Annotated in this window: 15 protein-coding genes, 2 tRNA genes and 1 pseudogene; 11 read left to right on the top strand and 7 right to left on the bottom strand. The window is 69.4% G+C overall.

Features of this window, described 5'->3' with window-relative positions; genetic code table 11:
• Window positions 1-65: 65 nt before the first annotated feature.
• Window positions 66-1,028 (top strand): D-2-hydroxyacid dehydrogenase, encoded by a 963-nt coding sequence (locus OG741_RS15210; protein ID WP_405598046.1) that lies wholly within the window; start codon window positions 66-68, stop codon window positions 1,026-1,028.
• The gene (locus OG741_RS15215) at window positions 1,012-2,418 is read left to right on the top strand and encodes an amidase (RefSeq protein WP_405605572.1); all 1,407 of its coding nucleotides are present in this window, start codon (window positions 1,012-1,014) and stop codon (window positions 2,416-2,418) included. The genes OG741_RS15210 and OG741_RS15215 overlap by 17 nt, the downstream gene beginning before the upstream one ends.
• On the opposite strand, the gene OG741_RS15220 is transcribed toward OG741_RS15215, so the two are convergent.
• Window positions 2,399-2,890, bottom strand: coding sequence for a DUF3830 family protein (locus tag OG741_RS15220; RefSeq protein ID WP_324980290.1), 492 nt, complete (start codon window positions 2,888-2,890; stop codon window positions 2,399-2,401). The two genes, OG741_RS15215 and OG741_RS15220, sit on opposite strands and share 20 nt — an antisense overlap.
• 42 nt (window positions 2,891-2,932) lie before the next feature.
• On the opposite strand from OG741_RS15220, the gene ehuB reads away from it, so the two are divergent.
• From ehuB to OG741_RS15250, 6 genes are all read left to right on the top strand, one after another.
• On the top strand, window positions 2,933-3,814 hold the full coding sequence (gene ehuB / locus OG741_RS15225) for an ectoine/hydroxyectoine ABC transporter substrate-binding protein EhuB (RefSeq protein ID WP_405598049.1): 882 nt from the start codon (window positions 2,933-2,935) through the stop codon (window positions 3,812-3,814).
• A complete protein-coding gene (gene ehuC / locus OG741_RS15230; RefSeq protein WP_405598051.1) occupies window positions 3,811-4,485 on the top strand; it encodes an ectoine/hydroxyectoine ABC transporter permease subunit EhuC in 675 nt (224 codons plus the stop codon). Before ehuB ends, ehuC begins: the two co-directional genes overlap by 4 nt.
• Window positions 4,482-5,132: an ectoine/hydroxyectoine ABC transporter permease subunit EhuD gene (gene ehuD / locus OG741_RS15235; RefSeq protein ID WP_266476120.1), complete on the top strand. Its 651-nt coding sequence runs from the start codon at window positions 4,482-4,484 to the stop codon at window positions 5,130-5,132. The genes ehuC and ehuD overlap by 4 nt, the downstream gene beginning before the upstream one ends.
• Entirely contained in the window at window positions 5,122-5,889 is a 768-nt protein-coding gene (locus tag OG741_RS15240) for an amino acid ABC transporter ATP-binding protein (RefSeq protein ID WP_405598054.1), read from the top strand. Before ehuD ends, OG741_RS15240 begins: the two co-directional genes overlap by 11 nt.
• 167 nt (window positions 5,890-6,056) lie before the next feature.
• Window positions 6,057-6,815, top strand: coding sequence for an IclR family transcriptional regulator (locus tag OG741_RS15245; protein ID WP_266476118.1), 759 nt, complete (start codon window positions 6,057-6,059; stop codon window positions 6,813-6,815).
• Window positions 6,816-7,106: 291 nt separating this feature from the next.
• A tRNA-Lys gene (locus tag OG741_RS15250) sits at window positions 7,107-7,180 on the top strand.
• A 38-nt stretch (window positions 7,181-7,218) separates the two neighbouring features.
• On the opposite strand, the gene OG741_RS15255 is transcribed toward OG741_RS15250, so the two are convergent.
• The 6 genes and pseudogenes from OG741_RS15255 to OG741_RS15280 form a co-directional block, all read right to left on the bottom strand.
• Entirely contained in the window at window positions 7,219-7,785 is a 567-nt protein-coding gene (locus OG741_RS15255; protein WP_405598057.1) for a hypothetical protein, read from the bottom strand.
• Complete coding sequence (locus OG741_RS15260) at window positions 7,782-9,488, bottom strand: PHP domain-containing protein (RefSeq protein ID WP_405598060.1); 1,707 nt, start codon at window positions 9,486-9,488, stop codon at window positions 7,782-7,784. The genes OG741_RS15255 and OG741_RS15260 overlap by 4 nt, the downstream gene beginning before the upstream one ends.
• A gap of 246 nt (window positions 9,489-9,734) precedes the next feature.
• Window positions 9,735-11,450 carry an AMP-binding protein gene (locus OG741_RS15265; protein ID WP_405598063.1) on the bottom strand — a complete coding sequence of 572 codons (1,716 nt, stop codon included), beginning with the start codon at window positions 11,448-11,450 and terminating at the stop codon, window positions 9,735-9,737.
• A gap of 26 nt (window positions 11,451-11,476) precedes the next feature.
• The gene (locus tag OG741_RS15270; RefSeq protein WP_266476114.1) at window positions 11,477-12,064 is read right to left on the bottom strand and encodes a lytic polysaccharide monooxygenase; all 588 of its coding nucleotides are present in this window, start codon (window positions 12,062-12,064) and stop codon (window positions 11,477-11,479) included.
• A 120-nt stretch (window positions 12,065-12,184) separates the two neighbouring features.
• Window positions 12,185-13,360 (bottom strand): annotated as a pseudogene (locus OG741_RS15275) (SPFH domain-containing protein); the annotation flags it as partial.
• Window positions 13,361-13,371: 11 nt separating this feature from the next.
• Window positions 13,372-14,697: a peptidoglycan-binding protein gene (locus OG741_RS15280; RefSeq protein WP_405598067.1), complete on the bottom strand. Its 1,326-nt coding sequence runs from the start codon at window positions 14,695-14,697 to the stop codon at window positions 13,372-13,374.
• Between the two features lie 146 nt (window positions 14,698-14,843).
• On the opposite strand from OG741_RS15280, the gene OG741_RS15285 reads away from it, so the two are divergent.
• The 3 genes from OG741_RS15285 to OG741_RS15295 all read left to right on the top strand — a co-directional run bounded on the left by OG741_RS15285 (window position 14,844) and on the right by OG741_RS15295 (window position 19,235).
• A tRNA-Lys gene (locus tag OG741_RS15285) sits at window positions 14,844-14,917 on the top strand.
• A gap of 446 nt (window positions 14,918-15,363) precedes the next feature.
• On the top strand, window positions 15,364-17,286 hold the full coding sequence (locus OG741_RS15290; RefSeq protein ID WP_405598070.1) for a glycosyltransferase family 2 protein: 1,923 nt from the start codon (window positions 15,364-15,366) through the stop codon (window positions 17,284-17,286).
• Window positions 17,283-19,235: a galactose oxidase-like domain-containing protein gene (locus OG741_RS15295; protein ID WP_405598073.1), complete on the top strand. Its 1,953-nt coding sequence runs from the start codon at window positions 17,283-17,285 to the stop codon at window positions 19,233-19,235. Before OG741_RS15290 ends, OG741_RS15295 begins: the two co-directional genes overlap by 4 nt.
• Window positions 19,236-19,316: the final 81 nt, after the last annotated feature.

The raw sequence follows: 19,316 nt of genomic DNA on the forward strand, positions 1-19,316 counted from the left end.
GTTAGGTTCGGGTGCGAGCGTGGTCAATCCGTACATGTCAGACGTTACGAAACGGCTTCCGCTTGATGTCCGAACCCACTCTTCTGGTGCTTGCGGCCGACCCTGAGCCCCGTCTCGGCCGACTGGCCGGACGGGCCCACGTCCAGTACGCCGACGAGCAGACCCTGGCCGATCGACTTCCGTACGCCGACGTGCTGTTGGTGTGGGACTTCACCTCCGAGGCGGTACGCGCCGCCTGGCCGGGCGAGGGTCCGCGTCCGCGCTGGGTGCACACCCCGAGCGCGGGCGTCGACCGGCTGCTCTGCCCGGAACTGATCGCTTCCGACACCGTCGTCACCAACGCGCGAGGAGTCTTCGAGGAGCCGATCGCCGAGTACGTTGCCGGTCTGGTCCTGGCCATGGCGAAGGACCTCCCCGGCACCCTGGAACTCCAGCGGCAGCGGCGCTGGCGCCATCGCGAGGGCCTGCGGGTCGCGGGCACCCGGGCCACCGTCGTCGGCGCGGGCCCCATCGGCCGGGCCGTGGCCGCCACCCTGGAGGCACTGGGTGTCACCGTGGCGGTTGTGGGCCGTACCGAGCGGGCCGGCATCCATGGCGCCCAGGACCTGGATCCGCTGCTCGCCCGCGCCGACTGGGTGGTGTGCGCCGCGCCGCTCACCGACGCGACGCGCGGGATGTTCGACGCAGGGCGTTTCGGTCTGATGCAGCCCTCGACGCGGTTCATCAATGTCGGGCGCGGGCCGCTGGTCGTCGAGGACGATCTGGTGGCCGCGCTGAACAAGCGGTGGCTCGCGGGCGCGGCGCTCGATGTCTTCGCCTCGGAGCCGCTCACGCCCGACAGCCCGCTCTGGGACGTGCCGGGGCTGATCGTCTCGCCGCACATGAGCGGCGACACGGTCGGCTGGCGCGACCGGCTCGGGGAGCAGTTCGTGGAGCTGTACGAATTGTGGGAGGCCGGAAAGCCGTTCCCGAACGTGGTCGACAAGAAACGTGGGTACGTCCCCATGCATGATGTCTCCGCTGACTGACCTCACCGCCCACCAGCTCCTGGCCGGATACGAACAGGGCGACTTCACGCCCGTCGACGCGACCCGCGCGGCGCTGGAGCGGATCGAGGTGGTGCAGCCGCTGGTGAATGCCTTCGTCCGGGTCGACGCCGAACAGGCGCTGGCCCAGGCGCGCGCGTCCGCCGGGCGCTGGCACCGGGGGGAGCCGCAGGGGCTGCTCGACGGGGTTCCGGTGACCGTCAAGGACCTGCTGCTGCAGCGCGGCGGGCCGACCCTGCGCGGCTCCAAGAACGTCTCCGAGCAAGGGAGCTGGGACGAGGACGCTCCGTCCGTCGCACGGCTGCGGGCGCATGGCGCGGTCTTCCTGGGCAAGACGACGACCCCCGAGTTCGGCTGGAAGGGTGTCACCGATTCCCCGCGGCACGGGGCGACGGGCAATCCGTACGAGCCGGCGCGCACGTCGGGCGGTTCCAGCGGCGGCAGCGCGGCGGCCGTGGCGCTCGGCGCGGGTGCGCTCTCGATCGGCACGGACGGCGGCGGCTCGATCCGCATCCCCGCGTCCTTCTGCGGCGTCTTCGGGCTGAAGCCGACGTACGGGCGCGTGCCGCTGTATCCGTCGAGCCCTTTCGGGACGCTCTCGCACGCGGGACCGATGACCCGCGACGCGGCGGACGCCGCGCTGATGCTCGACGTCATCAGCGGCGAGGACTGGCGGGACTGGTCCCATCTGGGACCGGCGGCGGGCGTGCGCGGGGCGCTCGCGGAAGGCGTGAAGGGACTGCGCATCGCCTACTCGCCGTCCTTCGGCGGACAGGTGGCGGTGCGCCCGGCGGTCGCGTCCGCGGTACGGGGGGCGGTCGGGGCGCTCGCCGAACTCGGCGCGTACATCGAGGAGTCCGACCCCGACATCGCCGATCCGGTGGAGGCCTTCCACACCCTGTGGTTCAGCGGCGCGGCCCGGCTGCTCCAGCCCTACGGGCCCCGTCAGCGCGAGCTGCTGGACCCGGGACTGCGGGAGATCGCCGGGCACGGCGCTCGGTACAGCGCGCTGGAGTACCTGGCGGCCGTGGACAGCCGGATGGCGCTGGGCAGGCGGATGGGCCACTTGCACACCTCGTACGACCTGCTGGTCACCCCGACCCTGCCGATCACGGCGTTCGAGGCGGGCGCTGAGGTCCCGGCGCACTCGGCGCACCACCGCTGGACGGGGTGGACGCCGTTCACGTACCCCTTCAACATGACCCAGCAGCCCGCCGCGACGGTGCCGTGCGGGCTCGACGATGACGGGCTCCCGATCGGCGTCCAGCTGATCGGCGCGCGGCACGCGGACGCGGTGGTCCTGCGTGCGGCGCACGCGCTGTACGAGTCGGGAGCGGCGGCGATTCCCGCGCCTACGCTCGCCGGAAGCTGAGCGTCTCGCCCAGCGCGCCCGCCCGCCACAGGTCCTGGCACGCGTCCGCCATCCGGTCCAGGCCGTCCACCACCGTGCCCCACACGATGCCCGGCACCCACCCGGTGTCGCCGTTCAGCAGGAGGTTGTTCCGCTCGTAGAACAGCGCCAGGTCGACCGTCACCGGGCGGGAGACGTCACGGTCGTATCCGTACGCCGCCGTGCTCAACTCCGTACCGCTGAAGGTGAAATAGCAGAGATCACCCGGAATCGGGGTCACCGTCGGGTTCTCCAGCGGTGGCTCCTGTTCCGCGAACGCCGGGAACAGGGCGTAGATCTCATTGCGGGCGTACTTCGCGTGGTACACGTCCCCCGCGAGGGGCAGCGCGTCCCACACTGCCGCGCAGGCGAGCGGGGCCTTGTCGTCGAGGAGCTTCGCGGTGCAACGCACACCGCGCTTGTCGAGGGCTACGGTCACATATCGGTCGGCCATCCCGTACGCATACCCAGCCGGGAGCCGGGTAGCCGCGCGCCCATGGCTCGTACACGACTGACAGGATCAATTCGCAGACGCACAGTACTGCTCGGCACCGCTGCCGCCGGTGCCCTCGGCGCCGCGGGCGCGGCGGGCTGCAGCCGGGTGCCCTCGGGTGACGCGCTGGCCCGGCTCAAGTCCCAGCGCACGGTGCGCCTGGGCATCGCCGGCGAGGTGCCCTACGGCTATGTCGACGACCAGGGCGAGTTCACCGGGGAGGCTCCGGAGCTGGCCCGGGTGATCTTCAAACGGCTGGGGATCGACAGTGTCCAGCCGGTCGCCACCGACTTCGCCTCGCTCATACCCGGGCTCAACTCGCAGCAGTTCGACGTCGTCTCGGCCGGGATGTACATCAACAAGGAGCGCTGCGAGCAGGTCATCTTCGCCGACCCCGAGTACCAGATGCTCGACTCCTTCATCGTGCGCAAGGGCAATCCCAAGAACCTGCACACCTACGAGGACGTGGTGAAGGCGAAGGCGAATTTCGCCACCGGCACCGGCTATGCGGAGATCGACTACGCGGTCGCCGCCGGTTATCCGGAGAAGGACATCGTCATCCTCCAGGACCAGGTGGCGGGCCTGAACGCCGTCGAGTCGGGCCGGGTCGACGTCTTCGCGGGCACCGCGCTGACGGCCCGCGAGGTGGTGAAGAAGAGCCGCAAGGCCGAGGCGACCGAGCCGTTCGCGGCCGTCGTGGACGGCGAGAAGAAGATCGACGGCGGCGGATTCGCCTTCCGCCCCACCGACACCGAGCTGCGCGACGCGTTCAACGTCGAGATACACAAGATGAAGAAGAGCGGCGAACTCTTCCGCATACTGCGGCCGTTCGGCTTCACCAAGAACGAGATGACCGCTCTCACTGCCGAGGAGCTGTGCCGATGACAGCCGGACTCTGGCAGAACTGGGTACTTCCCGGCATCTGGATCACCGTCCAACTGCTGGTGTACAGCGCGGTGCTGGCCGCTTTCGTCGCCTTCGCCGTCGGTATTGCCCGCACCCACCGCTCCCGCTTCGTCCGCTTCCTGGCGGGCTTCTACACCGAGATCTTCCGCGGCACGTCCGCGCTGATCCTGATGTTCTGGCTGTTCTTCGTACTGCCTCCGCTGCTGGGCTGGCAGCTTGTCCCGATGTGGGCCGCGGTGCTGGCACTTGGCCTCTCCTACGGCGCGTACGGCGCCGAGGTCGTGCGCGGCGCGCTGAACTCGGTGGCCCCGGCCCAGCGCGAGGCCGGCGTCGCGCTCAGCTTCTCGCCCTGGCAGCGGATGCGGCTGATCCTGCTGCCGCAGGCGGTGCCGGAGATGATCCCGCCGTTCTGCAATCTGCTGGTGGAACTGCTCAAGGGCACGGCGCTCGTGTCGCTGCTCGGCGTGGGCGACGTCTCCTTCGCGGCGTACCTGGTGCGGCTCGCGACCCAGGAGAGCGCACAGATCTACACCATCAGCCTGGTCATCTACTTCGTACTCGCCTTCGTCATCACACGCTCCATGAAGGCCCTTGAGAAGAAGACGAAGAGGAATATCGGCGTCGCGGTCTCCGGAGGTGGCGCGAAGTGAACTGGGACTGGTCCGCCGTGGCGGACTTCATGCCGCGCTTCTGGGACGGCGTGCTGATCACGCTTCAGATCCTGGTGCTCGGCTCGCTGATCTCCTTCACGCTCGGCCTCCTCTGGGCGATCGGATTCCGCGCGCCGACCCGCTTCGTACGGTGGCCGGTGAACCTGATCACGGAGTTCATCCGCACCACACCGCTGCTGGTGCAGCTCTTCTTCCTCTACTTCGTACTGCCGGAGTGGGGCGTGCAGTTCTCGGCGCTGACCACGGGCACGATCGCGATCGGGCTGCACTACTCGACGTACACCGCGCAGGTCTACCGGGCGGGCATCGAAGCCGTGCCGGCCGGTCAGTGGGAGGCGGCGACGGCACTGAGCCTGCCCGCCCACCGCACCTGGATCGCCGTGATCCTGCCGCAGGCGGTCCGGCGCATCACACCGGCGCTGGGCAACTACGTCATCGCGATGCTGAAGGACACGCCGCTGCTCGCCGCGATCGGCGTCCTGGAGATGCTCCAGGAGTCCCGGCTGGAGAGCGCCTCGACGTTCCAGTACACCGAGCCGCTGACCGTGATCGGCATCGCCTTCATTCTCATCGCCTATCCGGCTTCCCTTCTCGTACGAGCCCTGGAGCGCCGCCTTGTCCGCTGACACCACCCCCACCGATACGACGTCCGAGCTGATCCGCTTCGAGAATGTGACGAAGCGCTTCGGCGACAACACCGTCCTCGACAACCTCTGTTTTTCGGTGAAACCCGGCAAACACGTCACGCTGATCGGTCCGTCGGGTTCCGGAAAGACGACGATCCTGCGGCTGCTGATGACGCTGGCGACGCCCGACGAGGGCACGATCCGGGTGAACGGGAACCGGCTGTTTCCGGCCGCCGAGAAGGAGCGCCGGGAAGCGCGCAAGCAGATCGGCATGGTCTTCCAGCAGTTCAATCTCTTTCCCAATATGACCGCTCTGCGGAATATCACCGAGGCCCCGGTGCGCGTGCTCGGCATGTCCAAGGACGAGGCCGAGGTGCGCGCCAAGGAGCTGCTGGAGCTGGTCGGCCTCGGCGACCGCTGTGACGCGAAGCCGTCCCAGCTGTCGGGCGGCCAGCAGCAGCGGGTGGCGATCGCCCGGGCGCTGGCGATGCGCCCGCAGGTGCTGCTCCTCGACGAGGTGACCTCGGCACTCGACCCCGAGCTGGTGGCCGGCGTGCTGGACGTGCTGCGGGACATCGCGCGCTCGACGGACATCACGATGGTGTGTGTGACGCACGAGATGAACTTCGCGCGGGACATCTCCGACGAGGTGCTGATGTTCGACGCGGGCAGGGTCATCGAGTCCGGATCGCCGGAAAAAATCTTCTCCGATCCGGCGCAGGAACGTACTCGCGAGTTTCTCGGTGCGGTGCTCTGACCATTTACTCGGGTCGATAAGTGTGACCCTGGCATATGCCAATTGGATGCGCCCCAGCTTATGCGGCTGGGGCGCACCATCATTCTCGCCAACAGCCGCCCCGGAAACGGCTCTTGGCCGCTATCGTGGTACGGAAGCTTGCGGTAACAACCTGGTAGGGGGAAACCGTGGCGCTGAAGCCCGAGCCGACCGCGCCGTTCCACTCGGTGCAATACGTCTTGCGTGTCCTGGAGACGATCTCGAAGCACGGTGGCGGTGTCACCGATGTCCAGATCGCACGCGAGACAGGTCTGCCGACCGGCCATCTGGCTCCCATGCTGGCGATGCTGCGCCGCGAGGGCTATGTGGAACAGGTCGCGGACGGCGCCTATGTGATCGGCGACTCCCTGATCCTGCTCGGCTCGGGGATCACCCGCCAGCAGGCGCTGGAGGCGAAGATCCAGGAGACGCTCACCGAGCTGCGCGACTCCGTGGGCGCGGCCGTCTACATCAGCCGGTACATCGACGGCGAGGTCAGGATCACCCAGTACGCCGACGGTCCGCGCGCCCCGAAGGTCAACGAGTGGGTGGACTTCCGCTCGGCGGCGCACGCGAGCGCGGTCGGCAAGTGCCTGCTGACCCAGCTGGATGTGAACGGCCGCCGTGACCACCTCTCGCGCCACAAGATCGCCCGCCTGACCTCGCGGACGATCACCAGCGAGAAGCTGCTCTTCTCCAAGCTGGACAGCCAGCCTCCTACGGTCCCGGTGCTGGACCTCCAGGAGTACGCGGTGGGCACGGTCTGCGCGGCGGTCCCGCTGACGGCGGGCTCGGCCGTGGGGTGCCTGGCGCTGTCCATGCCGATCGAGCACGCCCACCGACTGCGCTCGGCGGCCGACCTGCTGAACCGCAAGGCGGCGCCGGTGGTGCTGTCGCTGGCGATCTAGGCCGTGTTTTAGAACTCCCGCCTGGCCCGCGACGCCTGGCACGCCCACTCGCTGCGTTGTCGGAGTCATCCAAGTACGTCCAGTACGAGGATGATCTCCCCCAGACTTCGTCCGGGGGTGCCCCCACCGCCTTGCGATTGCACGCACCAGACGCCGCGAGCCCCGCCCTACGGACGGACGGCGCTAGTTCTAAAACACGGCCTGGGCGCTGCGTCCGGGCCTCGCCGGGGGTGCCCCCGGGGGGTGTCAGGAGCACCCCTCAGGACCAGGTATTATTTTCAGTGTCAGCAGGCGCCGCTAGCTCAGTTGGTTAGAGCAGCTGACTCTTAATCAGCGGGTCCGGGGTTCGAGTCCCTGGCGGCGCACAGACAGGGAAAGCCTCTCGCTCACGCGAGGGGCTTTTTCATGTGTGGTCCGCGCAGCACGGGGTGGGATCGGGAGCCTCGAACGGCACCAGGCTGCCGCCCACCGCGGGCATCACAGTGAGCACCAGCCGTCCCTCCCGCCACTCGGGCCGCACATGATCGCGTGTGACCAGCCGCCCGCCGGGGTCCACGGCGCCGGGCGCGCCCAGGGCGACCACCCCGTCGACGGCGGAGACGGCCGACAGCTCGCCGACGGTCATCGTTCCGGTCAGGGCGGCCGCGCCGGGGAAGAGTACGGCCCGGCCGGCGGTACGGGCCGTGTGCTCGGCCGCGGCCTGCTCGGCCCCCGCGGCGAGGTCCGCGGGCCCCTCACGCAGAGCGCCGAACGCGGTGCCCGCCCGCCGGGCGCTGATGCTCCTGAACGCCTCGTACGCGTCCTCTGCGGGCAGCGCGAAGGAGAGCGCGATATGCGGGTGTCCGCCCCGGATCAGATGCGTGCAGCCGAACACCGCGGCGGGCGGCGCGAGTTCGCGCACGAAGTGATCGGCGTCGCTCAGGGACGTACAGCCCGTGTCGACGCCGATCACGCTCAGGCCCGAGGTCATGCGGGCAGCACCCAGATGGGGTTGGAGTAGAACCAGAGGTCGTTCCACGGGTCCGCGTCGCCTACCACGTCGAGCGCCGGGCCCGCGGGGTCGACCGACGCACCGCCCAGGCCGACCGCGCCGCGCTTGCCGTCCGTGCCGCGGAGCCTGACGTACAGCGGGCCGTCGACCCGGCCGAGCCGGTAGCCGAGCCGGACCGTGCCCTTCGACCTGTTCACCTCGAAGGACCGCACGACCTTGGCGGTCGGCGCGGAGAACGTGTCGTGGTCGGCGACCGGCCCGGTCACCTCGCCCTGGATGACGTCGACACGGGCGAGCGCCGGGACGAACTGAGCCCAGTTGGGGCCGTCGGCGAGCGCGATCTCGATGCTCAGCTCGACGTCCGTGCCGCGCCTGACGTGCAGGGCGCCGCCGAGCGTCGCCCAGCGCCCGCCGCCCTTGAGTCGTGCGTCGAGCCCGCTGATCAGGCGGCCGTGGTCGACCCAGACCCGGCCCGCCCTGATGCCGTCCATGACGGCGGCGTAGGAGAATCCGTCGGCGCCGACATGGGTGCGGCTGTACTGGCCGGGCCAGTAGTCGCCCTGGGCCAGATCGAGTCCGCCGGAGTAGACGGGGTCGGTGTGCCTGCCGTTGGCGGCGAAGTCGCTGTCGGGGCCGCCGCGCTTGGCGGTGTCCCCGTACACCTGGTGCGAGTCGGAGTTGGCGGTGATCCACCAGGGCTTGCCCTCGGCGAGCAGGCTGTCCCACAGACCGCCGACGGTCGCGGTCATCCAGTCGAAGCCGCCCCAGGTGCGGTAGCTCTCCAGGGGGTACCCGGCGAAGGAGTTGGCGCTCGGGTTGTTGTCGTAGAACCCGCGGGCGCGGCCCATACCGCGCGGAGCGGCGATCCCGGCGGCCTGGTGGCCCGGTGCGCCCTCCATGCCCACGGCGATCTGACGGCCGCCCGCGGTGGCGTCGCGCCAGCCGCGTATCTCGTGCGGCGAGTCCACACCGCGCCGTGCGGGGTGGTTGGCGAGCATCAGCGCGTCCTTGACCTTGCGGCGCTCCACCTGCTCGGCGAGGAAGCGCAGCCCGGAGACGGCCAGGGCCTCATTGGCGGGGGTGTTGTCGCCGGCGCTTCGCAGACTGCCGTCGAAGGAGGTCTCGAACTCCTTGAGTACGGCGACCTCGTTGCGTCCGGGGTGGACGAAGACGGTACCGTGCTCGGCGGCGGGGATGTTCCACTCCAGGCCCTGGAAGACGAGGGTGTCCTCGTATTCCTCGCGGGCCTCGCGGATGTCCGGGTTGACCTTCTCCACACCGATCTTGGCGTGCGTCTCGCTGCCGTGGTCGGTGATGACCAGCCAGTCCATGCCGTGCCGGGCGCCCTGCCGCACCTGGTCGATGACGCGGTACTTGCCGTCGCTGCTGTACTGGGTGTGGATGTGGTGGTCGCCCGCCAGCCACAGGAAGCCGTCGCGCCGGGGCCGCCCGCCGTCGGTGGCCGCGGCCGCGGCCGTCGCGCCGCCCAGCACACTCGCGCCGGCGATCCCGGCGCCGAGCAGGCCTGCGCGACGGAGCATCGAGCGGCGCGAGAGTTCGTCGGGGCTCAGCTCACTGTCGGGCACGGAGGTGTCCAGCGCGCGCGGCACCGCTCCGGCTCCGGCCTCGGCCGTGTGGTGGTGGTGCGGGTGGTCGTGCCCGTGGCTGTGGCCGTGGCCCATCTCAGCTCCTGTGTCCGGTTGCCGATTGGTGCGGCTTGGAGGATCACGGAGGCGGATGAACGCAGTGCCATGGGTGGATGAGCGCGGAACGGCGGGAAGCGGGCGGGGGGTACGCCTGCGGCGGGCTTTGCCCCCATCCCGCCCTTTCCCGTAACCGGGGGCGCTGCCCCCGGACCCCCGTATGCGACCTTCGGCCGCATGTCCTCAATCGCCGGACGGGCTGAAATATGCGGCTCGGCCGCACATTCAGCCCCTCCGGCGATTGAGGAGCGGGGTCCGGGGCGGAGCCCCAGCCAGGACCTCACCCCGCCCCCGCTCCGCGTACTCCGCCTCCAGCGCCGACCGCTCCTCTACCCCCAGCAACCGATACGCCCCCGCGCCCCCCGGCCGCCACCACACCGGGTCCCCACCCCCGAACCCCACCTTCCGCAACCCCACCCGGTGAACCTTGTTCGTCGCCGTCACCGGCAGTTCCCGCAGCACCCGTACGAACCGCGGCGCCATCTTCGTGCCCAGGTCCGGCTGCGTCGCCAGGAAGTCGGCGAAGGCCTCCGGGGCGAAGGACTCCCCGTCCCGAAGTGCCACCGCCGCCATCACCTGGTCGCCCGACACCGGGTCGGGCACGGCGTAGACGGCGACCGCCGCCGCGGGCTCCCAGCGGGCGAGGATGTTCTCGATCATCGCGGCGGCGAGGTTCTCGCTGTCGACCCGCAGCCGGTGGTCCGTACGGCCCGCGAAGTACAGGAAGCCCTCCGCGTCGCGGAAGAAGAGGTCGCCGGTCCAGTACCAGCCGCCGCGGGTCCGGGCCGCGTCCGCCTCGGGGTGGCGCCAGTAGCCCTCGAAGGGGTTTGGGCCGCGGTTGACCAACTCCCCTATCGCTTCGTCCCCGTTGAGCAGCCGCCCCTCCTCGTCAAGCGCCGCGATCGCCCGTTCCTTGCCTGTGTCGGGGTCGACCACCGCGAGGTCGTCGCCGGGACCGGCCCTGCCTGTCGCGCCGGCGGGCGTGTCGGGGGTCCGCTGGATCGCCGCGCCGCCTTCCGAGGAGCCGTAGCCCTCGACCAGGCGTACGCCGAAGCGCGCCTCGAAGCGGGCCGCGTCCACCGCGCCCGCCTCGGTGCCGAAGCCCAGCCGCAGGGAGTGCGAGCAGTCGTCGTCCCGCTCGGGCGTGGCCAGCAGGTACTGGACGGCCCGGCCGACGTAGGTGAAGTACGTGGCGCCGAACTCCCGTACGTCGGACAGGAAGCCCGAGGCCGAGAAGCGCCGCCGCAGCGCGACGGCCGCGCCCGCCGACAGCGCGGGCGCCCAGTCGGCGATGACGGCGTTGCCGTGGAACATCGGCATGCAGATGTAGTGCACGTCGTCCGCGCGCACGCCGAAGTGCGCGACGAGCGAGGCGCCCGCCGCCGCGAGCCTCCCCTGGGAGCAGATCGCGGCCTTGGGCGCGCCCGTCGACCCGGAGGTGAAGTACAGCAGCAGCCGGCTGCCGGGCCCGACGGGGCCGAGCGTGGCTTCGCCGGGTACGGCGGCGGCGTACGGGGCGAGGAGCTCGGCGTAGTCGGCGTTGTCGGGATCGGTCACCAGCACCCGTGTCCCCGGCAGTTCGAGACCGTCGAGGAGGGGAAGGCGGGAGCGTTCGGTGACCAGCACCCGGCAGTCGGTGTGCTGGATGTCGCGGGCCAGTTCGGGCCCGCGCCGGGTCGGGTTGATGCCTGCCACGGCGGCTCCGGCGAGAGCCGCCGCGCTGAGCCACAGGGGAAACTCCGGGGTGTTGTCGAGCAGTACCCCGAGGTGTGGCTCGGCGCCGCGCGGCATCAGGTCCACGAGGAGCGCGGCCCGTGCGGCGGCGCCCGCGGCCATCTGATGGTGGGTGAGCGAGTGACCGTGGTCCCTCAGGCCCACCCGATGGTCGCCCCATTGGCGCTGTACGAGCTCCGCGACGGTGCCTGCTTCCGCGTTCCTCATGACGCCGCACGGTAACTGACTACCTGTCAGAACTGAACGTCCGAGCAGGCATAGAAAGCGTTGCCGGTGTCGTGCACCGTCCACACCGCGAGGATCAGATGCCTGCCTGACTTCGACGGCAGCGTCCCGGAGTGGCTGAGCGTGGACGGCGGGCGCTGGCCGTTGTAGGGGATCGTCAGGAACGGCTGCGAGTCGAGCGAGGCGCGGGTGAGCTTCTGGCCCGGGTTCCAGCCGTTCTTGGTGACGTAATACTTGAAGTCGGTCGTCGCGTGCATGGCGGTGAACTGCCACCGGAAGGTGTAGTTCTGGCCCGCGGAGACCTTGGTGGTGGGCCAGGTGCCGCCGCGCGGGTCGTCGAGCTGCGAGAAGCGGCTGTTGCCACCGGCGCAGATCGTTCCGTCGGCCGGGCCCGCGGCCGGGAAGCCCTTGGGGCCTTCGACGCTCTGGGGTTCGTAGATGATCTCGCCGCAGTCGGCGACCGTGCGGTTGGCGCAGAGCTTCTGGCGGCTGATGGGCGAGTCGGTGTAGCCGTGGCTGCTGGCGCTGCCGGTGGCGAGCACAGTGGTGCCCGCTACGGCGAGACCGACCACGGCCGCGCTTATCTTCTTGCGCATGCTTCGCTCCTGGAGAACGTGGGGGAGTTCAGGCGAGCCGTGCTGCACACGTGCGTGGTACGTATTCAGGTCTAGACCAAGTCCCAGGGTATTAACGGAACTTGAACATGTCCAGACCAATCACGTACCTTCCGCCGCCCCGCAACGCCCGGTGTAGAAGGCGATCGTGAGGTCCTTCACCAGAGCCTTGCGCTCGTAGTCGTCGAGCTCCACGAGCCCCCGCGCGGTCAGCCTGCTCACCGTCTCCTCCACCGCGTCCACCACCGAAGTCAGCACGCTGTCACGGTGCTTGGCGTCGATCGCGGCGATCCGCCGGCGCTGCATCGCGGCCGCCACCTCCGGCGCGTACTCGATCCCCGTCGGCTGCGCCGAGAAGACCTCGATCCCCACCGGCGCGCAGTCCGCCGACAGCATCCGGGTCAGCGCGTCGCCGACCGCCTCCGCGTCGCGCAGCGTGGGCGCCTCCTCGTGGAAGGCGTCGGCGGGCAGCTGCGAGAGCACCCGCGCCATCGCCGCCTCGACCTGCTCGCTCAGATAGTCCTCGTGGTCCTCGACACCGAGCGCGGCACGCGCCGTGTCCGCCACCCGCCACACCACGAGCACGACGACCCGTAGCGCGGTGCCGTCCGCGTCGACCGCGGGCATGGGTTCGCTGCGCCAGTGCCGCAGCCGCACGTCCACGCGCCGGCGCAGCACCAGCGGGCTCACCCACACCAGTCCCGTACGCCGCACGCTGCCGCAGTAGTCGCCGAAAAGCGTGAGCACCCAGGCCTGGCCGACGCGTCCGCGGCCGAGCCCGCCGAAGGCGAAGAGCACAAGGGTCACGCCGAGCGTGAGCAGGCACCACAGTCCGAACCCGATGCCGTGGAACGGATGCGGGGTCAGCCCGAGCAGCCCGGCCACCGGGCCCGGCACCGCCCCGGCCCCCCACAGCACCGCGCCGATCCCGCCGAGCGCGCACGCACCCGCAACCAGACCGGTCCAGCCGGGCAGCGCGGACGCGGGGCGCTCGCCCAGGTCCGGATCGACGGGCGGCGCGGGCCGCAGGGGCACGGCGGCCGGCGGCGCGGGCCTGCGCCCGACCTTCGGCTGCTCGCCGGTGCCCTGCCGTCGAGCCACCACGGCGGAACGCAGGGCGATCGGCTGCGAGTCGTCGTCGCGGAAGAGGAGATGCACGGGGATCTCGGTGGTCACCTCCTGGGCGATCACGGGGGTGTGCCGCGGGCCGTCGGACGTCGGTTCGCCGTCGGGCTCCGAGGGCGTGGTGTTCATGACTGCCGCCTCCACTGATGGGTTCGGTGCGTGTCTCAGGCGAAGAGCCGGCGCCAGGTCTCCGGTCCGGGGAATCCGTCGGCCGCCGCGCCGCGCCAGCCCTGGGCCCGCTGGAAGGCCTCGACACTGCGCCGGTCCGCCTCGCCCCAGACCGGCTCGGGGGCGGCCGTGTAGTGCTTGCCGAAGCCGAGTTCGACCAGCTTCCTGCGGAGCTGGGTGACATGCGCGCCGGACCGGCCGGGCCTGAAGTGCCGGGACCCGGGGTACGTGGGCTTCGCCGCGCTCGTGCCGCCGGGGCCGGGCGCCGCCGCCGGGATGCTCCTGCCCTGTTTGGTCGCCAGGAGCTGCCAGGTCTCCGCGCTCGGCATCCCGTCGGCGGCCGGGCCGCGCCAGCCCTGGGCGAGCTGGAAGGCTTCGGTGGCCCGGCGGTCGGCCTCCCCCCAGACCGGCCCGGGGCCGACTGTGTAGTACGTACCGAAGCCGAGTTCGACCAGCATCTCGCCGAGCTTGGTGATGTGCGCGTTGTTCGCGCCGGGGCCGAAGGCCGTCGCGCCCGGATACTCATCGGCGAAGACCGGCCCGCTCGCGGTGGTCGTCGCGGTGGTCGTCGCGGTGATGAGGCCGTTGTAGCGGTAGGGCAGATAACGGTCGGCGTTGGTCCAGTACCCCATGGGCGTCGGCTGCTTGCGGGTGTGCGGCTTCGTCTGCTCGTACGCGACGTAGTAGGTGTGCGTGTAGTCGGTCCAGCCGCCGAAGATCGTGACGTGCGAGCCCTTGGTCGGATTGTCCGGGTTGTGGAAGAGCAGGATGTCGCCGGGCTCCAGCTCCTCGCGCGTGATCCGGGTGGCGAACTGCGCGAGGCTCCCGGTCCACTCGTTGCTGCCCATGTTCCAGGCCATCGAGACAAAGCCGGAGCAGTCCTGGCGGTACCCGTCCGACCAGTACTTGTCCATGCTGTACGGGACTTTGGCGGCCACCCACTGCTCGGCGCGGTTGATGATCTCGGCCCGGGTGACCGGACGCAGCGCGGCGGGGACCGTGGCGGTGGCGGGATTGGGTCCGTGCAGCGGTGCGGTGCCGCCCTGCTCGTTGGCGGGCTCGGGATCGCCGACGGATGCGGCCGCCCCCGGCGCGGACCGGAGCGCGGACCCGGGTGCGGAGGGGACCCCGACTGCCGTCGCCGCGGCTGCTCCTCCGCCGCCGCCCAGGACCACACCCGCCGCCGTGAACAGCACGAGTGCCCGGCGGCAGCCGTGCGCGGCCGGGTGCTCCCCCGCGGCCAGAGCCCGGCGCTGCTGCACGCACCCCGCGCAGTCGCAGTCGTCGGTCGGCTCGAACTCCTCGAATACCGGCGCGGTCATACGTGGCCCCTGTCACTGATTGATCTGTCACGTTTGATCGCATTTTGACCGAGTAGCGGTAATAAACGACGATCCGACAGGCCGGAACGATCAGATAATGGTCAGTAGCACCCTTCGCCGTCCGGTAGAGTTCTCCAGGTCAGCAGGCGCCGCTAGCTCAGTTGGTTAGAGCAGCTGACTCTTAATCAGCGGGTCCGGGGTTCGAGTCCCTGGCGGCGCACGCAACACTGAGGCCCCCTCACGGCGAGTGAGGGGGCCTCGGTCGTCCCTACGGTCATTTTCGGCCACCCCGCACCCGAACACTGCTCGCCCACAAGGGCACCTCAAATCGTACATATATCCGCTTAAGTGCTTCATTCACCCTTGCGATCATGGGCGGGGTCGTAGAACCTATCCTGGAAGCAATGGCTCCAATGGGGCATCCGTTTCGCGTAGTTGAGGCTAGTACAGGCGCATCAGTCCGTTGTCGGAGTGCGGGGAAGGGGACCCCGATCACGGTCCGAACACGTGACGGGCATGATGCAACCGGCGAGTGACTGTTTCGTGTCTGTAGGGACGGTGGCCCGCCACTGATGTGTCCAGGGCAACTGGTCGAGGGGGACCGGGGTCAGGACTTAAGAACCGACCACATCACACGCAGCCAGCATGCGTGCGGGGGGATGACTCATGACGTCGACGCCGAACGGCGCCGGGCAGCACAACGACCCTTCCCTGACGACCCAGCTCCGGGTACCCGCCCATCTGCGCACCGGAGGCCACCGGCTGCGCCCGAAGAAGGCGCTCCCCAAGTACGACTACGAGCACTACAGCCGCCTCGCCGGCCCCCTCACCCAGCCCGATCCCACCAAGCCGTACACCGTGCAGTACCGGTCCCTGCTCTCGCAGGAGCCGCACCGCATACGGGCCGCCCTGCTGCTGGGAGCCGCGCCGCTGGTGTCGCTGGGTCTGTTCGCCTGGCTGATGCAGCCGCAGCACTGGACCGAGCGCGATCCGAACCTGAAGAACGACACGCTGCTCATTCTCGACATCGTCATGCTCGTCTCGATCGGTCTGATCGAGCTCTTCCGCACGATGAACGTCCTGTCCAACGCGCACGCGACGCTGGTGGCGCGTGATCCCGTCCCCGTGGTGCCCGAGTCCGGCACCAAGGTCGCCTTCCTCACCTCCTTCGTACCGGGCAAGGAGCCCCTGGAGATGGTGACGAAGACACTGGAGGCGGCCGTCAAGATCCGCCACCGCGGACTGATGCACGTCTGGCTCCTCGACGAGGGCGACGACCCCGCCGTCAAGGAGGTGTGCGCGCGCCTCGGCGTCCACCACTTCTCCCGCAAGGGCATCGCGAAGTGGAACCAGACCAAGGGCGCCCACCGCGCCAAGACCAAGCACGGCAACTACAACGCCTGGCTCGAGGCGCACGGCGGCGACTACGACTTCTTCGCCTCCGTCGACACCGACCACATCCCGCTGCCCAACTATCTGGAGCGGATGCTCGGTTACTTCCGCGACCCCGACGTCGGTTTTGTCATCGGCCCGCAGGTCTACGGCAACTACGACACCTTCGTCACCAAGGCCGCCGAGTCGCAGCAGTTCCTCTTCCACGCGCTGATCCAGCGCGCGGGCAACCGCTACGGCGCCCCGATGTTCGTCGGCACCTCCAACGCCGTCCGCATCAAGGCGCTCAAGCAGATCGGAGGCCTGTACGACTCGATCACCGAGGACATGGCCACCGGCTTCGAGATGCACCGCGCCAAGAACCCGGACACCGGCAACAAGTGGCGCTCGGTCTACACCCCGGACGTGCTGGCCGTCGGCGAGGGGCCCACGGCCTGGACCGACTTCTTCACCCAGCAGCTGCGCTGGTCCCGGGGCACGTACGAAACGATCATGAAGCAGTACTGGAAGGGCTTCTACTCCCTGCCGCCGGGCAAGCTCTTCAACTACACGATGATGATCATCTTCTACCCGATGTCCGCCCTCAACTGGATCCTGGCGGCGCTGAGCTGTGCGCTGTTCCTGGGCATGGGCGCCTCGGGTGTGCAGATCGACCCCGCAATCTGGATGATGCTGTACGGCAATGCCTCGGCGCTCCAGATCGGCCTCTACATCTGGAACCGCCGCCACAACGTTTCGCCGCACGAGCCCGAGGGCTCCGGCGGACTCGCGGGCATGGTCATGTCCGCGCTCTCCGCGCCGATCTACGCACGCTCGCTGATGGACGCCGTACTGCGCCGCAAGAGCAGCTTCGTCGTGACCCCCAAGGGCGACTCGTCCAGCCCGGACACTCTCTTCGGCACCTTCCGGATCCATCTCTTCTTCATCCTCGTCTTCGGCGGATCACTGGGCTCCTCCTTCTACTTCGGGCACGACCATCCGGCGATGATCGTGTGGGCGACGCTGGCCCTGCTGATCACCGCGGCGCCGATCTTCGCCTGGCGCCACGGCATCCGCACCGAGAAGAAGAAGCGCACACGGCGCCACGGCGGCGGACGGCCGCCGGCCGCACAGCCCGAGGCCCATGTGCCGCAGCAGCGGCCGGGCTCCGCCGCAGAACAGACCATGCAGATCGCCCTTGGGGGACGTAAGAAATGAGCACGCTGCCCGTCCGGCCGAACCACCGCAAGAACCGGGCCCGCCGGATAGCGATCGGCGCCGCGGTGGTCGTCGCGGTGGCCGGCTTCAACGGGCCGGCGCTGTGGCGCTTCGGCTCGGACCAGTACCACGACTACAAGATCAACAAGCCCGAGTACAAGGCTGAGAACGGTCACTGGGACTTTCTGGACGTCCCCGCCGAGTACCGCATCAACTCCATCCACGCGGCGCTGCTGCACACCGGCAAGGTGCTGCTCGTCGCCGGATCGGGCAACAACCAGAAGAACTTCGACGCGAAGAAGTTCGAGTCGGTGCTGTGGGATCCCAGGACCAATGAGTTCAAGAAGATCCCCACGCCCAAGGACATGTTCTGCGCCGGGCACACCCAACTGCCCGACGGCAAGCTCCTGATCGCGGGCGGCACCAAGCGGTACGAGAAGCTCAAGGGCGACATCACCAAGGCCGGCGGCCTGATGGTCGTGCACAACGAGGACCCGGACGAGCCCAAGACCCTGCCCGCGGGCACCAAGTTCACCGGCAAGAAGAACGGCAAGACCTTCGTCTCCAAGGACCCCGTCCTGGTGGAGAAGGCGAAGAAGGTCTTCGACCCGGCGACGGGCAGGTTCCTGCGGACCGAGCCGGGCCTCGGCCGTATCTACGTCGAGGCCGAGGAGTCCGGGAAGGACTACGAGACCGGCACCGAGGACAACTACCGCGTGCAGGGCCTCAAGGGCTCCGACGCCCGCAACATCTACGGCATCGCGCAGAAGCTCGCCCTCGACAAGAAGGACTTCCAGGGCATCAAGGAGGCCTACGAGTTCGACCCGGTGGCGGAGAAGTACATCACCGTCGACCCGATGAACGAGGCCCGCTGGTACCCCACGCTGACCACGCTCAAGGACGGCAAGGTCCTCGCGCTCTCCGGCCTCGACGAGATCGGGCAGATCGTCCCCGGCAAGGACGAGGTCTACGACCCGAAGACCAAGAAGTGGGAGTACACCGGGATCATCAGGAAGTTCCCCACCTACCCGGCGATCTTCCTGATGGACAACGGCAAGCTCTTCTACTCCGGCTCCAACGCCGGGTACGGACCGGCCGACGTCGGCCGCGCGCCGGGCGTCTGGGACCTGAAGACGAACAAGTTCGTCAAGGTCCCCGGGCTCAGCGACCCGGACAAGATGGAGACCTCCGCCACGGTCATGCTGCCGCCCGCCCAGGACCAGAGGTTCATGGTCATCGGCGGCGGCGGGGTCGGCGAGTCCGAGAAGGCGAGTGAGAAGTCCCGCCTGGTCGACCTCAAGGAGAACAACCCCCGCTTCAAGGACGGCGCTTCACTGGAGAAGGGCACGCGCTACCCGAGCGCCTCGCTGTTGCCTGACGACTCGATCCTGGTGACCGGAGGCTCCTCGGACTACCGGGGGCGGGGCGGCTCGAACGTGCTCCAGGCGCGCACGTACGACCCGAAGACCGGCACGTACAAGCGGGTCGCAGACCCCGCGGTGGGGCGCAACTACCACTCGGGCTCGCTGCTGCTCCCCGACGGGCGCGTCATGATCTTCGGCTCGGACTCACTGTTCGCGGACAAGGCGAACACGAAGCCGGGCGTCTTCGAGCAGCGCATCGAGATCTACACGCCGCCGTATCTCTACCGGGACTCCAAGCCGGTCATCAGCGGCGGGCCGAAGTCCATCGCGCGCGGGGACACGGGGACGTTCAAGGTCAAGGACGCCGCGTCCGTCAAGACGGCGAAGCTGATCCGGCCGAGCGCGGTCACGCATGTCACGGACACGGATCAGCGGTCGATCGCACTGGACGTGAAGAAGACGGCGGACGGGATCGAGGTGTCGGTGCCGGCGAACCGGGCGTTGGTGCCGTCGGGCTGGTACATGCTGTTTGTGACGGACGAGAAGGGGACGCCGTCGGAGGGTGTGTGGGTGGAGGTCCCGTAACCGGGGGCGCTGCCCCCGGACCCCCGCGCCTCAATCTCCCCCAGACTTCGTCCGGGGGGACCCCCACGGGGCTGAATTTCC

The organism is Streptomyces sp. NBC_01410, assembly GCF_045040195.1.
GTDB lineage: Bacteria > Actinomycetota > Actinomycetes > Streptomycetales > Streptomycetaceae > Streptomyces.

What these genes read in the sequence shown, in the direction of transcription:
- OG741_RS15260 (WP_405598060.1), bottom strand. Translation starts at nt 9,488, where the DNA reads ATGGGCCACGGCCACAGCCACGGGCACGACCACCCGCACCACCACCAC.
- OG741_RS15270 (WP_266476114.1), bottom strand. Translation starts at nt 12,064, where the DNA reads ATGCGCAAGAAGATAAGCGCGGCCGTGGTCGGTCTCGCCGTAGCGGGC.
- ehuB (WP_405598049.1), top strand. Translation starts at nt 2,933, where the DNA reads ATGGCTCGTACACGACTGACAGGATCAATTCGCAGACGCACAGTACTG.
- OG741_RS15255 (WP_405598057.1), bottom strand. Translation starts at nt 7,785, where the DNA reads ATGACCTCGGGCCTGAGCGTGATCGGCGTCGACACGGGCTGTACGTCC.
- OG741_RS15265 (WP_405598063.1), bottom strand. Translation starts at nt 11,450, where the DNA reads ATGAGGAACGCGGAAGCAGGCACCGTCGCGGAGCTCGTACAGCGCCAA.
- OG741_RS15280 (WP_405598067.1), bottom strand. Translation starts at nt 14,697, where the DNA reads ATGACCGCGCCGGTATTCGAGGAGTTCGAGCCGACCGACGACTGCGAC.
- ehuC (WP_405598051.1), top strand. Translation starts at nt 3,811, where the DNA reads ATGACAGCCGGACTCTGGCAGAACTGGGTACTTCCCGGCATCTGGATC.
- OG741_RS15220 (WP_324980290.1), bottom strand. Translation starts at nt 2,890, where the DNA reads ATGGCCGACCGATATGTGACCGTAGCCCTCGACAAGCGCGGTGTGCGT.
- OG741_RS15210 (WP_405598046.1), top strand. Translation starts at nt 66, where the DNA reads ATGTCCGAACCCACTCTTCTGGTGCTTGCGGCCGACCCTGAGCCCCGT.
- OG741_RS15295 (WP_405598073.1), top strand. Translation starts at nt 17,283, where the DNA reads ATGAGCACGCTGCCCGTCCGGCCGAACCACCGCAAGAACCGGGCCCGC.
- OG741_RS15290 (WP_405598070.1), top strand. Translation starts at nt 15,364, where the DNA reads ATGACGTCGACGCCGAACGGCGCCGGGCAGCACAACGACCCTTCCCTG.
- OG741_RS15215 (WP_405605572.1), top strand. Translation starts at nt 1,012, where the DNA reads ATGTCTCCGCTGACTGACCTCACCGCCCACCAGCTCCTGGCCGGATAC.